Genomic DNA, 15,242 nt, shown 5'->3' with positions numbered 1-15,242 from the left:
GCTTCATAACGCTGCTTGCCCGGCCCGATCCTTTGAATGAAGGCTCGTGCAGCAAACGTGACTTCTGGAGCTGAAGACCGCCCATACGCTGATGTATCTAAAAATGCGGAATGCGTCGAAAACATGCTAGTTGCATCCTTTTTTTGCCGCCGCCAGCTTATCGCCCTCTCCAAAACGGGGACTATCGGCCATCCACGGCTCCGGTTGACGTGGAGAAGAAGCCAGCACCGAGCGTCGATGTTCCGTGGCTGCTTTGATCGATGAACCTTGACTGCTCTGGTCTATGATCCATGACTGCTTTGTACGAAAGATCGTACAAATTCTCCGCTCACTGATCAATTCCGACCTCTTTGTACGATAAATTACACAAAATCCTCACCTGACATTTTAGGAAGGCTGAGTTTATATGAAAAATCATATAAACTGCTCCAATGTCTTCCAATCGATCAAAGTTTGTGTGATTAATCTCACAAAGGGAATGATTCTATTCGCAAATCGTCACCGAGAGTTCCCTCCACTTGCGCTGCAGGCCCCCGACATGATTTTCCGCTGAGATTTTGCCGCTGAGAATGTCGTGCGGGATTGCGCTGGACTGCCCCTTCGCCGAAAAAGCAAAACGGGAGCAGGAAAAGGACCGGCTGCGGCGACATGCCGAAGCCGGTCCAAACCTCGCCCGGCCGCGCAACAGCCGGGGGTTATAGCAGCAAGGATTGCGGCGGCAGGGAGTTGCAGCAGCAAAAATTACGGCAGCTGGGTGGTGCGGCAGGGGCGGCTTCGCTCGCGGGCGCCGCTCCCATGCCGCCACTGGGCCATCAGCCCCCGCGCCGCTCCCATGCCGCCAGCTCGCGGACCATGTCCGGGATGCTTGGCGCCCGGTAAGTCCAATCGGTCCGCACCGCGCTCAGCGTGCGGTCGATCTCCGGCTCTGCCGCCGGCACGATCGCAACATCATCGCGGCCGTACGCCTCCTTGAACCACTCCAGCATTTCCAGCTTGCTTGCCGGAGCCGCCGCCAGCAGATGCACGAGCCCGCCGATCTCCGGATGCGCCGCCGCATGCTCGACCGCCTTGGCCAGCTCCAGCGTCGTCACGCCGTTCCAGTAGACGCGGCTGTAGCCGGACACCTCGCCCGTCTGAGCCAGGAACCAGCGCAGCAGGCCGATGCCCTTGGGGCTGGCGTCGGGCCCGATGATCGACGTGCGGATCGTCAGATGGCGCGGATCGTTCACCTCGCCGAGCGCCTTGGAGCGCGCGTAGACGGTGATGCCGTCCGGCCGGTCGAGCTCCGTATAGCCGCCGCGGTCGCCGAGGAAGACGCAGTCCGAGCTGATGTGGATGAGCCTCGCGCCGATCTCGCCGGCGGCGAACGCCAGCCAGTGCGGCAGCAGGCCGTTGACCGCGTACGCCTCCAGCGGATGCGCCTCGGCGTCGGCGTTGAGCTTGCCGATGCAGTTGACGATCAGCTCGGGACGGACCGCCGCCACCGTGCGCCGCACCGCCTCCAGGTCGGAGGCGTCGAGCGGCAGGGATCCGTCCCCGCCGCCGCGCGTCGTCCAGCTGAGCTCGAAGCCGTCCCGGCCGCGAAAGTAATCGACCATCATGGAGCCGGCCATGCCGCCCCCTCCGAGGACGAGCAGCCTCATTGCAGGAACCCGCCCCTCCTCAGCATGTCGCGGATCTGCTCTTTGTCCATCAGGTTCTCGCTCGAGCAGAAGCTGTCGAAGTCGACCGCGTCATACGTGCTGTACCGCTGCTGAAGCCCGGGGATGTCGAGCGGCGGCAGGATGACCAGGTATTCCTTGTCGTAAATGACCGTGCTCTTGCTCTCGAACTCGGTCAGCAGAATCTCGTGCAGCTTCTCGCCGGGGCGGATGCCCGTCTCGACGACCTCCGCCTGCACGCCGATGTCCTCCATGAGCACCTCGGCCAAATCCTCGATGCGGCAGGTCGGCATCGTCATGACGAAGATCTCGCCGCCGAGGCTTTCCTCCGACGCCTTGAACAGCAGGCTGATCGCGTCATGCAGCGTCAAGAAGAAGCGCGTCATGCCGCGGTCCGTCAGCCGCACCTGGCCCTTCGTCTTGATCTGGTTCGTGAACAGGTGGATGACGCTGCCGTTCGTGCCGAGCACGTTGCCGCCGCGCACGCAGACGAACTTCGTGTCCGTGCTTACGAGGTTCGCGTATACGATCAGCTTCTCGCCGATCGCCTTGGTCATGCCGTAGAAGTTCGACGGGTTCGCCGCCTTGTCGGTCGAGATGTAGATGACGCGCTTCACCTTGTTCAGGTTGGCGGCCTCGATGACGTTCTGCGTGCCGAGCACGTTCGTCTTGAGCGCCTCGTACGGATGCTCCTCGCACACTGGCACATGCTTGAGCGCGGCGAGGTGGAACACGTAGTCCACGCCTTGCGTCGCCTTCGTCAGCGCCTCCAGGTCGCGGATGTCGCCGATGCGGAACGTGAGCCGCGCATCCTCGAACATGCGGCTCATCGTCACCTGCGCCGACTCGCTGCGCGAGAATACGATGATTTCCTTCGGATTTTGCGGCAGCAGCTGCCGAATCAGCTCATGCCCCCAGGAACCGGTTCCGCCGGTGACAAGGATGCGAGAGTTTTCAAACATTCCATTTCCCTCCAAGCACATATTTCACTACGATGTCCGAAACGTCCAAAGCCTCGTATCCCGCCGGGATGCCCCAGCTTGCCGGCAGCGCCGTCATGACGTCGACCGCATCCGCGATATTGCCCGCCCGCAAGCCGCTCACGACGTTGCTGCCGCAGTCGACCGTCTCGGGACGCTCCGTCGTGTTGCGGATCGTCACCGTCGGCACGCCGAGCAGGCAGCATTCCTCCTGCACCGTGCCGCTGTCGCTGACCGCGCACCAGGCGTCCCGCTCCAGCCGCACGAAGTCGAAGAAGCCGAACGGCTCATGAAACTCGACCAGCGGATGCGGCTGCACCGCCGTGCCGCCGGCGTCGATGCGCGAGCGGGTGCGCGGGTGGATGCTGCAGACGATCCGCTTGCCGTGCCGCTCCGCGATCCGGTTCAGTCCGCCGAGGATGCCGTCCAGATGGGCCGGCACGTCGACGTTCTCGGCGCGGTGCGTCGTCACGAGCACATAGTCCCGCTCCTGCAGGCCGAGCCGCTCCAGCACGCCGCTTCCGTCGATGCGGTCCTTGTACTGCGCCATCACCTCGCCGATCGGGTTGCCGGTGCGCACGATGCGGTTCGCCGGAAAGCCCTCGCGCAGCAGGTTCTGCTTGCTGTACTCGGTATACGGCATGTTGATCGTCGACACGGCGTCGATGATGCGGCGGTTCTTCTCCTCCGGCACGGTCAGGTCGTAGCAGCGGTTGCCGGCCTCCATATGCGCGACCGGGATGCCCATCCGCTCCGCTACGATCGCGCACAGCGCGCTGTTCGTATCGCCGAGCAGCAGCACGATGTCCGGCCGCTCCTCGCGCAGCAGCCGCTCCATCTCGCCGAACATGACGGACAGCTGGCCGCCGAGCGTGTGGCTGCCGCCCGCCATCACATGGTCGGGACGACGCACCTCCAGCTCGCGGAAGAACACGTCGTTCAGCGAATCGGTATAGTTCTGTCCCGTATGCACGAGGATGTGCCGGTCCGCCAGCCGGTCGAGCTTGCCGATGATGAGGCTGAGCCGGATGATCTCCGGCCGCGTGCCGAGCACGGTCATCACTCGCATTCGTCCATTCCGCCTTTCGGGTTGAAAATAGATGCTCTAGCGCTTCTTCCTGCCGGCTCTGCGGCCGGCAGAGCCGATCTTGCGGCGGCGCGAGGCGCCGCCGGCACGCCTGCGCCGGGCCGGGCGGCTGCGCTCGCCGCGCCGGGCTCGCCGCGCGCGGATGCTGCCGCGGCGCAGCCGGCCTCGCGCAGCCCCTCCGCTCGCCAAGCTTGGCGAAGCCGGCGCGGGCGGCTCCGCGGCCGCCGCCTCGCAGGCGAGCGAGCGGCTTGCTCCGGAGGCGGGTCAGCAGCGCCAGCACGCCGTCCGGCAGCTGGACCGCGGCACGCCGCCGAGTCCGGCGGACGCCTCCGCCTCCGGGCTTGCGATCGGCCGCAGCGTCCAGCCGGCGAGCAGGCCGCGCTCCGGCCCAGAGCCGTGCGCGATCCGGGACTCCGGCTCGCGCGGCAGCCGCAGCCGCTCGAGGCTCGCCAGCAGCCGTCCGCGAAAGGCCGGCATGCCGAACACGGCAAGCGCGGCCGCGCCGCTGCGCGTTCCGGTCGCGAGCCGCAGCGGCGCGTTGTCCGCGAGCCGCCCGATCCGCTCCGCGAGCCCGGCATAGTCGCCCATCGGCGCCAGCCAGTCGGCGTTGCCGGTCGCGTGCAGAATTTCCGCGAGGCCGCCGGAGGCGTAGGCGACGACCGGCTTGCCGAACAGCAGCCCCTCCAGCGCCGTCATGCCGAAGCCTTCCTCCACGATGCTCGGCACGACCAGGACGTCCATCGCCGGATAGGCGCGCGATACGTCCGGCTCGAACGGCAGCCAGCTGAGGCGGGCCGACAGACCGGCCGCGTCCGCGATCCGCGCGCAGCGGGCGGCGTACTCCGCGTCGACCGGGTTGCCGATGACGACGAAGCGCAGGTCGGGCCGCGAGGCGGCCGCCATTCCGGCTGCGGCCAGGAAGTGCTCCAGCCCTTTGTTCTCATACAGATGCGAAGCGATGAACCCGACCAGCACCTGCTTCTCCTGCAAGCCGAGCTCGGCTCGCCGGACGGCGCGGCTGGACGCCCAGGTCCACGGTTTGAACGCCGCCGTGTCTACGCCGGGCAGCAGCACCTCCGAGCGGGACAGCGCGAGCGGAGATGCGAGAGGCTTCAGCGTCGAGGCGGAGATGCCGACGACGCGGTCGGCATGCTGCTCGATGAGCTTCATCGTCGGCCCGACGCCGGCGGCCGGACGCATCGTCTCGGTCAGGCACCAGATGACCGGGATGCCGAGCCGCTTGGCGGCGATCGCCGGCAGCGGCTGGACGCAGGTGTTCACCCACGCCGCATGCGGCCTTATTTCCAGCAAAAGCCGGTACAGCCGCTCCATCGCCTCGCTACCCGTTCCCTCCTCGACTTCCTCGGGAACAGACGGCAGCCCCAAATACATGGAATAGTAGATCGGCACATGCCCCGTCACGCGCACCGGGATGCCTGCGGCGGCGGCGCGTCCGGACAGGATGCCTTCCTCGGGCACCGCGAGCGTGCAGTCGGCGACGGCCGACAGCTCGACGATCGTGGACAGCAGCAGCTTCTCCGCGCCGGTGATCGCCTCGGGACTGCCGATATGGGAGAAGAACAGCAGCCTCGGCCGGAACTCCATGCTCATCGCCCTCCTTGCCCGGCGCCGTCAGCGCGGGCCGGAAGCGCCGTCATGACGGAAACATGACGGAAAGCATCGTCGTCAGCCGGTGGGCGTAGGTGTGCTCCTTCATCGTCCGGCACATGCCGCGGAACGCGATCGCCTGCCGCTCCTCCTCGTGGTTCAGGTAGTAGTCGATCTTCTCGACCAGCTCCTGCGGCGAGGCATACGTCGCGATCTCCACGCCCGGCTCGTAGAAGCGGGCGAGGTCGTCCCGCACATCCGTCAGCTGCAGCGTGCCGCAGGCCGAGATTTCGAACGTGCGCGGATTCGGCGATATGGCCGTCAGCTGCGCGCTGTTGCTGTTGAACGTCTCGTCGTCATGGGCGCGGTGCATGTTGATGACGATTTTCGCTCCGTTGTACGTGGCGGCCGTCTCCATCGGGTCCATCCAGTGGCCGGCGCGGATCTTGGACTGGAGCAGCCGGAAGTCCCGGAGCCGCTCCCACCAGAGGCCGGAGATGGCGATGTCGCGGGTGGCGAGGTAAGGCGTAATCTGGTTGAAGAAATCGACGCGCTTGTGGTAGGCCGAGCCGACGAAGCTGATCTCGCGGCGCAGCGACAGGTCCGGATTGCGGGGACGGAACTCGGCCGGATTGACGCCGAGCGGCAGGTAGGTGACGTTCGGGCAGCCGAGCTGCCGGTAGAATTCGACCGTGTTGCTCTCGAGCGTGAACACGAAGTCGTAATGCGGGGCGAGCTTGCGGGTAATGTCGGAATAGTACGGATCATCCGTGAACCAGACGGCGGTGCGGATGCCGAGCACGCGGATCGCGTCCACCTGCTCGGTCGGATATTGCAGCCCGTCGAGCACGATGACCGCGTCGGGCCGCAGCTCCTTGGCCAGCTGCACGACCGGCTGCTGCGTGTCGGTGATGCTCACCCTCGCGGTCATCGAGCGGAGCGTGTCGGCGATCGCCGAGTCGAGCGGCGAGTAGGGATAGCCCTTCGCCGTCGCGACGAACAGGACGTGGATCGGAAAGACCGGCGGCGCGTACTGCAGGCGGCTCAAGCCAGCCTCGCATTTGCCGTACCACAGCCCATGCTCCATTCCTGCGGCGAAGCCCGCTTCGCGTCCGCGCTGGACTTCGGCGTCCAGCAGCGGGGGCGCGCTTCTCCTGACGGAAGCGGCTGCCTGACGCTTCTGGCGGCTTGGACGGATGCGCTTGCCGCGCATGGATTTTACTGCCACTATGCTTCCTCCTTCTTCATAGCCAGCCCGGCGGTCGCCTGCGGCTGCTTGCGCTTCAGCATCCGGCCCGGTCGAGCAGCATGCCCAGCCTGCCGGCGAAGGCATGGTCCCGCATCGTGCGCAGCATGCCGCGCACGGCGATCCGCCGCCTCTCGTCCTCATGGTCGAGGTAGTGGAGGATCTTGGCGGTCAGCTCCGCCGGCGTGGTGAACACGTCCAGCTCCCGGCCCGGCTCGTAGTACCGGCGCAGATCGTCGCGGATGTCGGTCAGCTGCAGCGTGCCGCAAGCCGAAATCTCGTACGTCCGCGGATTGATCGACGCTCCCCGGAGTCCGGCATCGTTGTGGTTGTCGGAGCCCGGCTCGGTCGTGCGGTGGATGTTAAGGACGATTTTCGCCCCGTTGTAGAAATTCACCGTCTCCTCGATCGGCATGAAGCCGGGCCGGATGAACGGCTTGTAGCGGGCGTAGCGGTCGAGCCGCTCCCACTCGCCGCCAGCGAGGACGACCTTGCGGCCTTCCAGCGCGGGCAGCACCTCGTCGAGCAGGCGGATCCGGTTCCAGAAGCCCGTGCCGACGAAAAAGACGTCGCTGCGATACTCCTGGCCGACCGGCTTCGCGTGGAACACCGCCGGATTCGCGCCGAGCGGCAAGTAATGCGCGTTCGCTCCGCTTGCCCGATAGAACGGAACCGCCTCGAGCTCATGCGTGAAGACGGCGTCGTAAAGCGGCGCGAGCCGCGCCGTCTCGCGGGTGAAGTACGGATCGTCGGCGAACCAGATCGCCGTGCGGATGCCGAGCGCGCGGATCGCCGCGATCTGCTCGGCATGGTCCGGCGGGAACACATGCAGCCCGTTCATGACGAGCACCAGCTGCGGCCTCAGCTCGGCGGCCTGCGCGAGCATCGTCGACGGATGGCCGACATGGACCGTGCTGGCGTGCTGCCGGAGCGCGTCCGCCACCCCTTCGTCGATGGCCGGGAAGCCTTGCGGCACGAAGAGGACGGTCAGCGGACGCTGCGGGTACGCGGCGGGAGCGACCGTCTGCGCGGCGCTCCGGCAAGCTCCGTCCCGGCGGCCGTGCGCCTCTCCGGCGATGCGGCCCGCCGCCCTTCCCGCCGCCAGCAGCTGCTCCTGTGATGCCATGCCATCTGCCTCCCTTCTCCTTGTCTTACTGTATTCCGGCGGCGCGGCGCCCTCTTGGCCTCTTGTCCGCCGTCCGCCAAAAGCGGCGGATATCCACGCCGCCGAGCGGCAGGGCGGGCTTAGTGCCCGGTGGCGCGAGTGGGCCCATGCGGCCGCGCGTGCTCGGCGCACGGTGGCGCGAGTGCAGCCAGGCGGCCGCGCGGTCTCCGCGCCCGGTGGTGCGAGTGCAGCCAGGCGGCCGCGCGGGCTCGGCGCACGGTGGCGCGAGTGCAGCCAGGCGGCCGCGCGGTCTCCGCGCCCGGTGGTGCGAGTGCAGCCAGGCGGCCGCGCGGGCTCGGCGCCCGGTGGCGTGGGTGCGGCCAAGTAGCCGCGCAGTCTCGGCGCCCCCGTGGCGCGAGTGCGGCCAGGCGGCCGCGCGGTCTCGACGCCTGGTGGCGGCGAGTGCGGCCAAGTAGCCGCGCGGTCTCCGCGCCCGGTGGCGCGGGCCTTCTCCCGGACGCCGATGCTGCCGCTAGGGCTGCGTCTCGTACGCCAGCTGCAGCCCTTCCTCGTAGCCTTGGCCGAAGCCGAGCTGGTACCCTTCGTTGTAGGTCTGCTGGAAGCCGGCCACATAGCTCGGGCTGCCTGCCATCTGAGGCACGGCCTGCAGCGGCGCGCGGCGGATCCGGCGGATTCGCCGCGGCCTCGCGGCTGCGGCGCGCCTCCGTGGCCGCGCTCCTTTTCCGCCTGCAGCGGACTTCGCTTTGCGGCGGATCGTACCGGACGCCTTCTTGCGCTTGCCTCCTGTGCGGGTCGTCGTCTTTTTGGCTCCGGCAGCGGTCTTCGGCTTCATGCGCCGCGTAGCCGGCTTGGATGCCGCAAGCAGCAGTATTGCCATGAGAGCATTCCTCCTTGATTCGGTCCGTAATGGGGAAAAGCTTGCTGGTAGTAGGCTTAAACTCTAACCATGATCCGCTCCGGCGCTTCTCAGTGCCGTTTTTACCACGATTGCTTTCGTACCGAGAAAGCTTGCGGCTAGAGCCGCCAATTGCTTTCATTTTGCGAAAGCTTGCGGCTAGAGCCGCCAATCGCTTTCGTCCTGCGAAAGCTTGCGGGCTAGAGCCGCTGATGCAGCTGCGGAGCGGCCGCAATGGCCGGGCCGGCGGGGATGGCGTCCGCTTCCGCCGGCGACAGCCGCCGGCGGACCGGCCTCCGCTCCAGCGACCAGCTGGACGCGGCCAGCGGGTTCAGCGGCCGGCGCAGCCGCCCTTCCTCGACGAGGCCGACGCTTCCGTCCGGCAGCAGCACGGCCTCCGGCGGCTTCGCGCCGCCGTCCGGCGCGTCCGGCAGCGGCGGCGCGTCCGGCAGCCCGTGCCAGCGGACGGCGGCCAGCTCGGCCGGCACCGGCTCCGCTGCTACGCCCAAGCGGCGCAGCAGCGGCATTGCGATTCTCTTCGACGGCAGCGTCCACGCGCCGTCAATCCGCCAGCGGCGGCCGCTCTCGACCCACCAGACCGTGCCGTCCGCGCCTTCGGCGGCGATGCCGCCGGGATAGAGCTCGAGCTCGCCCGCCGAAGCGGATCGCTCCTCCGGCCGGATCGCGGGGGGCAGGGAGCCGGCTCCCTCCCATTTCGCCAGGAAATACCGTCGGTTGCGCAGCGTGATCGCCTCCATCCTCCGGCCGATCGACCGGATGCTGACGTTGCCGTAATGATGGATGAAAGCGTCCCCCGCGATCGCGAGTCGATAGCCGGCCAGGCGGGCGCGAAGGCTGAAGTCGTCGTCCTCGTAGTTGCCGACCTCGTAGCCTTCGTCAAAGTAGCCGATCTCCTCCAGCAGGCCGCGCCTCATCAGCATGCAGAAGCCAGTCAGCCGCTCCGTCTCCCGCCAGCGGCCGGGGTCCGGCTCGTTGAACGAGGCGGCCCAGGCCCGCATCGCCGGAATCGTCCGGTACGGCGCGTCGATCCGCTGCTCGCCGCTGATGAAGTTCGTCACCGGGCCGACGATGCCGGCATTCGGGATGCCGTCCAGGCAAGCCGTCAGATTGTCGAGCCAGCGCGGCGTGACGAGCGTATCGTTGTTGAGCAGCAGCAGCTTCTCTCCGCGCGCCATCATGAGCCCGCGATTGACCGCCGCGGCGAAGCCGGCGTTGCGGCCCATGAGCCGCCAGCGCAGGCGGCCGAAGCCGAGCGCCGCGCCGCGGCTCGCCAGCATCTCCGCCGTCCCGTCGGAGGAGCCGTTGTCGACGACGATGATCTCGTACGGCTCCGGCGTGTGGGCGAGGATGCTGTCCAGGCATTGCTCCAGATAGCCGCGCTTGTCAAAGGTCGGGATGATGATGCTCGTGCCGGGCCACGGCACGCCGAACGCCTGGCGTCCGGCCTCCAGCCCTTGGCGGTAGCCTTCCTCGCGTCCCTGCGCATGGAGCTTTTCGTTTTCGGGGACAGCCGCGCGGCGGCCTGCCTTTGCCATGTCGGCTTCCTCCTCTGTGTGCGGAAATGAGCGGCCTTGACTCGATTTATTCGAGTCAAGATCACGCCTGCGAAGGCGCTGCGCGGCGCCTGCAACCCGATTTTTTCGGGCTGCAGCTTCTGTTCTGCGCTGCGCGGCGCCTGCAACCCGATTTCTTCGGGCTGCAGCTTCCGTTTCGCGCTCCGCGGCGCCTGCAACCCGATTTTTTCGGGCTGCAGCTTCTGCTTCGCGCCACGCGGCGCCTGCAACCCGATTTTTTCGGGCTGCAGCTTCTGTTTCCCGCTACGCGGCGCCTGCAACCCGATTTTATCGGGCTGCAGCTTCTGTTTCGCGCTCCGCGGCGCCTGCAACCCGATTTTTTCGGGATGCAGCCTCCGTTTCCCGCTACGCGGCAGCTGCTACCCGATTTCTTCGGGCTGCAGCTTCCGTTTCGCGCCACGCGGCGCCTGCAACCCGATTTCTTCGGGCTGCAGCTTCCGTTTCGCGCCACGCGGCGCCTGCAACCCGATTTCTTCGGGCTGCAGCTTCCGTTTCGCGCCTCGGGCGCTTGCGGTCAGCCCTGCGAAGCGGAATCGTCGTCTGCGGGCGAAGCATCCATCGCCGCAGCCGATTCTTCCGTCGCTGCGGGAGTTGGCGCGTCATCCGGCGGGACGGCTTCGACCGGGACGCTTTTCCCAGCGCCTGCCTCATCCGCCTCGCCCGGCTCAGCTGCCTCGCCCGACTCATCCGCCGCGCCTGCCTCGTCTGTCCCGGCCGACCCGCCTGCCGCATCCGCTCCGCCTGCAGCCCGGCCCGCCCCGGCAGCGGCCATGCGGTCCTTCATCCAGCCCGCCGCCTCGTGCAGCGAGTCGAACGTGCCCGCATCGGTCCACCAGCCCGGCAGCACCTCGTAGCGAAGCTTGCCTTGCCTGGCGTAGGCGTTGTTGACGTCGGTGATCTCCAGCTCGCCGCGTCCCGAAGGCTGCGTGACGGCGACGATGTCGAAGACGCTGCCGTCGTACAGGTAGATGCCGGTGACGCTGTAGCTCGTCGCCGGGTTGGCCGGCTTTTCCTCGATCGCGGCGATGCCTCCCTCGCTGTCGAACACCGGCACGCCGTACCGATGCGGGTCCGGCACCTCCTTGAGCAGCACCATCGCCGTGCCCGGCTCCTGGCCGCGGTAGGCTTCGACGTAAGGCTTCAGCGAGTCCTCCACCAGATTGTCGCCGAGCAGCATGAGGAACTTCTCCTGAGGAGCGATGAAAGGCTTCGCCAAATCAAGCGCTTGGGCAATGCCGCCGGCCTGCTCCTGGATCAGGTAGGTGAGGCGCGCTCCGAACGCTTCGCCGCTGCCGAGATAGTCGATGAACAGTCCCGCGGACTGCCGTCCCGTGACGAGCAGGATTTCGTCCGCGCCCGCCTCTGCCAGCGTGTGGATCGCGTAGTGGATCATCGGATATTGGTAGACGGGCAGCATATGCTTGTTCATCAGCCCGGTCAGCGGACGGAGACGGGTACCGGTCCCACCGGCCAGCAAAATGGCTTTCACTTCAGCTTCACTCCTTCGTGGATTACGGGTTCATGCCGGCCTCTCCATGCCCGGCGGCCGCAGCGCGGTCGCGGCTATGGTCGGGATAGCGGAAGCGGGGCGGCGCTCCGGCCAAACGGATCGCGTCGGCATAAGCGAGCGGACGGATCGGCTCGGACGCCACCCGGCTCGGACGGACGCGGACGGGCAGCGCCGATCCGCCGCCGGCCAGCAGCGCGGCCAGCGCGCGCGGCGGCTGCGCCAGCAGCGCCCCGTCTTCGAGGCGGCGGAGCGCCGCGCCGTTGAGCGCGAACGGCGTCCGCTCCAGCGACATCGCCGTCCGCCGCTCGCCTCCGAGCGACCAGTGCAAAAAGGCGTTGAGCCGCGTCTGCGGGCTCCACTTCGAGAAAGGCCGCCTGCAGCCGCCATCCTCCGCGAGCGCCGCCGCCGGCCGCTCCGGCGCGGCGCGCAGGACGGCCTGCAGCATCATGCGGCTCGCCGGCTGCAGCGCCTCATCGGCGTCCGCGACGAGCAAGGCCCGCGGCTGCAGCTGCCGCGCGGCTGCCGCGCCGGCGGCCCAGGCGGCCGCGCCGCCATGCGGATGCCGCAGCCGGATGCGCTGCGCCGCCTCCAGCCCGGCATCGTCGGCGGCGGACGCCTTTGCGGCGAGCTCGGCTGCGCCGGCTGGCGCTTCCGGCTCGGCGGAGCCGGGTCCGCAGCGCACGAGCACGAGCTTGCGGCAGCCCAGCTTCTCCATCCAGGCCGCCGCCGCCTCGAGCGACTCCGCGCGGGCGGAGCAGAGCACCGCGGCCGCTTCCGGCGGGAAGCTCCAGCCGTGGCCGGCGGCCGCCGGCTGCAGCCGGGCAGCGCGGGCGGACCGCGATCGGGCCGCCCCGCCTCGACGGGCTGCCGCCCTCCGGGCAGCGGCCAGGGAACGATGCCGGCGGCTGCCCGAGGCCGGCGCTCGCTTGGAGCGCGGGCTGCGCCGCGCGTGCCGCCGGACGGGTCGGCCGGATCGGCCGACTCGGCTGGCAGCGCCGCGCCTTCCGGCAGAAGCTTGCTTTTTCGTCATGACAAGCCGCTCCCTTCCCTCGTCTCGGAACCGGACTCCAGCGCCTTGGCCTGCGCCTCGGCCAGCCATGCCGCCGCCTCCAGATGATCGCCCGTGATGAGGCGATGCAGCGGATTCGTGCGCTCGCGCTTCAACCGGCTGCGGTTGCGGCGGCCGACGTCGACATGCACGATCCGCCGGACGGCGAGTCCTGCGGCCAGCGCCTTGACCTGAGCCAGCGGCGGCACCGCCAGCGCCTCCACGCCGATGCGCTCCGCAGCCGCGCGGGACATCGCATGAGGGACCGCGGTGAGGGACGTCCCCCGCAGGTCGCTCCGTCCTGCCATCGAGTTCAGCGCATGCTTGGCGAGCACGACCGGATGGACGCAGCTGCGGCCGGTCGGTCCCGAATAGTCGTTCAGCGCCACATCGGCTCCTCCGCTCAGTACCGCCTGCACGAACGGACGCAGCTTGGCGGCGGGCAGCACGATATCCCCGTCGAGGAAAAGCAGCGCCTCTCCTCGGGCGGCGCGAGCTCCTACGCTGCGCCCTACGTCATGTCCGAGCGCGCGGGCGCAGCGCAGCACCTTCGCTCCCATGCGGGCCGCGATCCGGTCGGAGCCGTCCCTCGTGCCGTTGGAGACGACGATCAGCTCCGTGCGCGGATGGACCCGCTTCGCTTGGGCAAGCACCGCGGCGATCGTCCGGCGTTCGTTCATGACCGGGATGATGACCGATACGGCAGGAGCCGCATCCTCCTCCAGCGGACCCGGCGGCAGAAGCGGAGACGGAGCGTCCTCGCCGGATGGCCGCCATCGCGGCGGCGGATCGGCCTCGGCCTGCCGGCGGTTTCCGGCCCTCGATTCGGACGGCATTGCCTCGTCCGCTTCTCTCGCGCCGCCCAGCCTCTCGTCGGATTCGGTCCGCGGATGGGCCGGACTTTCGTCCATTCTCGCAATTCGATCGGGCGCTGCGCCTTTGCCGGCCCTCGGCCCCGCAGGCTTCGCGCGGGCTCCTCTCCGAACGCCGGAGACGCTCGCGCCCGGCGCGCGGCGCTTTTTGCGCGGCGCCGCTTTTGCCTCGGATGGCTTTTCGCCCTGGCGGCTCGGCTGCGACTCTCTCACTTTTCTCACCTCTCTAATAGCCAGCTTATGAGAGTCGCCGGCCAGGGGAAACGGCATTTGTACAGGTTGGACAGCTGCCTTGCCGGGACGCGCGCCGCATGGGGCCGGCAGCTGGCGATTCGGCTTGCTTCTGCGTGCGCGCATAGGAAAAAGGACAGCTCCATCGCCGTCATGACGATGGAGCTGTCCTTCTTTCGGTTCATCCTGCACTTGCGCCTGAACGAAGCCGCGTTCCCGCCGCAGCTCGGCTCGGCCCTGCCCGGCGGGGTGCGCGCTTTCGGGCCTTACTCCCTGCGGCCGGCGGCGATCCAGTCCAGCCGGCCGCGCGAGTTGCCTTCCTCCTGCGTGCGGATGAGCGTCACGACCGCCTCCGCGCCCAGCTTCGCGCGCACGACGGCATGGCAGAACGGCACGTCGAGCGAGCAGGCGAGAGAGTAGCCCGTGTCCCGGAACGGCTGCTGCAGCGGCAGGATAAGGTCGAGGCGGCTGCGTTCCTTGAAGTCGAAGGCGACCGTGCCGAACTGCAGCTCGCTGCCGTCCGCAACCGGACCTTCCGCAAGCTCCGCGCCCGCCTGCGAAACTCCGGGCCCGCCTTGCGCGGCGGCTGCCGCAGGCGGCGCGGAGCGGACATCCGCTCCCGCTTCCGGCGTCCCGCCGCCGGGCATGGCCTGCGGCAGCAGCCGCACCGTCGGCGAGGTGCGGATCTTCAGCGCCGGGCTGAAGCGGACCTCCTCCAGCCGCGCCCATTCCGCCGCCGACCGGCTGGACGCGTGGAAGTCCGGCTCGCTCTCTGCGGACGGGCGAGCGAGCTCCCCGTCCCCCTCGCCCGCTCTTTCGAAAGCCGCCCGACTCCGGCGCTGCGGCTCGCCTTCGCCTTCACCTTCGCTTTCGTCTTCGCGAGCGCCAAGCTCCTCCGCCTCGAGCCCTCCCTCCAACGGACTCGCCACAGCGGCGAAGCCGTGCAGCTTGACCCGGCGGATGCCTCCCGGCCTGCGTCCGTCCGTGTCCTGATGCGGGCTGTCGACGGACGGCGATTCTCCCAATCCTTCCAATTCGGAATAGTCCGGATGATCGACCTGATACATCGGACGCGAGACTCGTCTCGGACGCGGACGGCTGTCCGTTGCGGCCCTTCCTTTGGCTGAGGGCGCGCCGCCCGGCACGAAAGGCCGGCTCGCCTTGCCCGGTTTCCCATTCGTTTTCATGTCCATGCTCCTTCATCGGCACCGTTGGCCATTCTTCTGCTCTTATACTCTATGCGCCTGCCCTGCCGGGGGATGACTGCGGCTTGCTGCCGCGGCATGCGCAATAAGGAATGCGCAAAAAGGATGCTCCCGGCCCTAGGCCGAGCCGCATCCTCCTGACCGCTCTCCATCTTATCCCTTCCGATCCGTCCGAGTG

12 protein-coding genes are annotated in these 15,242 nt (G+C 68.2%); all 12 read right to left on the bottom strand.

The window, feature by feature from the left end:
* Positions 1-812 precede the first annotated feature (812 nt).
* The 12 genes from B8V81_RS17590 to B8V81_RS17535 all read right to left on the bottom strand — a co-directional run bounded on the left by B8V81_RS17590 (position 813) and on the right by B8V81_RS17535 (position 15,046).
* On the bottom strand, positions 813-1,643 hold the full coding sequence (locus B8V81_RS17590; RefSeq protein WP_101808858.1) for a dTDP-4-dehydrorhamnose reductase family protein: 831 nt from the start codon (positions 1,641-1,643) through the stop codon (positions 813-815).
* A complete protein-coding gene (locus B8V81_RS17585; protein WP_028597753.1) occupies positions 1,640-2,623 on the bottom strand; it encodes a polysaccharide biosynthesis protein in 984 nt (327 codons plus the stop codon). Before B8V81_RS17585 ends, B8V81_RS17590 begins: the two co-directional genes overlap by 4 nt.
* A complete protein-coding gene (wecB, locus tag B8V81_RS17580) occupies positions 2,616-3,710 on the bottom strand; it encodes a non-hydrolyzing UDP-N-acetylglucosamine 2-epimerase (RefSeq protein ID WP_101808857.1) in 1,095 nt (364 codons plus the stop codon). Before wecB ends, B8V81_RS17585 begins: the two co-directional genes overlap by 8 nt.
* A 282-nt stretch (positions 3,711-3,992) precedes the next feature.
* The gene (locus B8V81_RS17575) at positions 3,993-5,333 is read right to left on the bottom strand and encodes a glycosyltransferase (protein ID WP_180968481.1); all 1,341 of its coding nucleotides are present in this window, start codon (positions 5,331-5,333) and stop codon (positions 3,993-3,995) included.
* 49 nt (positions 5,334-5,382) lie between these two features.
* Positions 5,383-6,564, bottom strand: coding sequence for a CgeB family protein (locus tag B8V81_RS17570; RefSeq protein WP_244912790.1), 1,182 nt, complete (start codon positions 6,562-6,564; stop codon positions 5,383-5,385).
* A 55-nt stretch (positions 6,565-6,619) separates the two neighbouring features.
* Positions 6,620-7,708: a CgeB family protein gene (locus B8V81_RS25345; protein WP_052333137.1), complete on the bottom strand. Its 1,089-nt coding sequence runs from the start codon at positions 7,706-7,708 to the stop codon at positions 6,620-6,622.
* A 511-nt stretch (positions 7,709-8,219) separates the two neighbouring features.
* Positions 8,220-8,585, bottom strand: coding sequence for a hypothetical protein (locus B8V81_RS17560; RefSeq protein WP_043111194.1), 366 nt, complete (start codon positions 8,583-8,585; stop codon positions 8,220-8,222).
* 218 nt (positions 8,586-8,803) lie between these two features.
* Positions 8,804-10,159: a glycosyltransferase family 2 protein gene (locus B8V81_RS17555; RefSeq protein WP_101808853.1), complete on the bottom strand. Its 1,356-nt coding sequence runs from the start codon at positions 10,157-10,159 to the stop codon at positions 8,804-8,806.
* Between the two features lie 553 nt (positions 10,160-10,712).
* Positions 10,713-11,687 carry a sugar phosphate nucleotidyltransferase gene (locus B8V81_RS17550; RefSeq protein ID WP_176587467.1) on the bottom strand — a complete coding sequence of 325 codons (975 nt, stop codon included), beginning with the start codon at positions 11,685-11,687 and terminating at the stop codon, positions 10,713-10,715.
* A 22-nt stretch (positions 11,688-11,709) separates the two neighbouring features.
* Positions 11,710-12,738, bottom strand: a complete 1,029-nt coding sequence (locus B8V81_RS17545; protein ID WP_101808852.1) for a hypothetical protein — start codon at positions 12,736-12,738, stop codon at positions 11,710-11,712.
* Complete coding sequence (locus B8V81_RS17540) at positions 12,735-13,667, bottom strand: glycosyltransferase family 2 protein (RefSeq protein ID WP_244912789.1); 933 nt, start codon at positions 13,665-13,667, stop codon at positions 12,735-12,737. Before B8V81_RS17540 ends, B8V81_RS17545 begins: the two co-directional genes overlap by 4 nt.
* 458 nt (positions 13,668-14,125) lie before the next feature.
* Entirely contained in the window at positions 14,126-15,046 is a 921-nt protein-coding gene (locus B8V81_RS17535) for a WIAG-tail domain (RefSeq protein ID WP_180968480.1), read from the bottom strand.
* Between the last annotated feature and the right edge of the window lie 196 nt (positions 15,047-15,242).

The organism is Paenibacillus pasadenensis (assembly GCF_002864175.1).
In the GTDB taxonomy this organism is placed as follows: domain Bacteria; phylum Bacillota; class Bacilli; order Paenibacillales; family Paenibacillaceae; genus Paenibacillus_O; species Paenibacillus_O pasadenensis.
The sequence above is the reverse complement of the archived record's forward strand: the minus strand, read 5'-3'. Positions and strand labels throughout refer to the sequence as shown.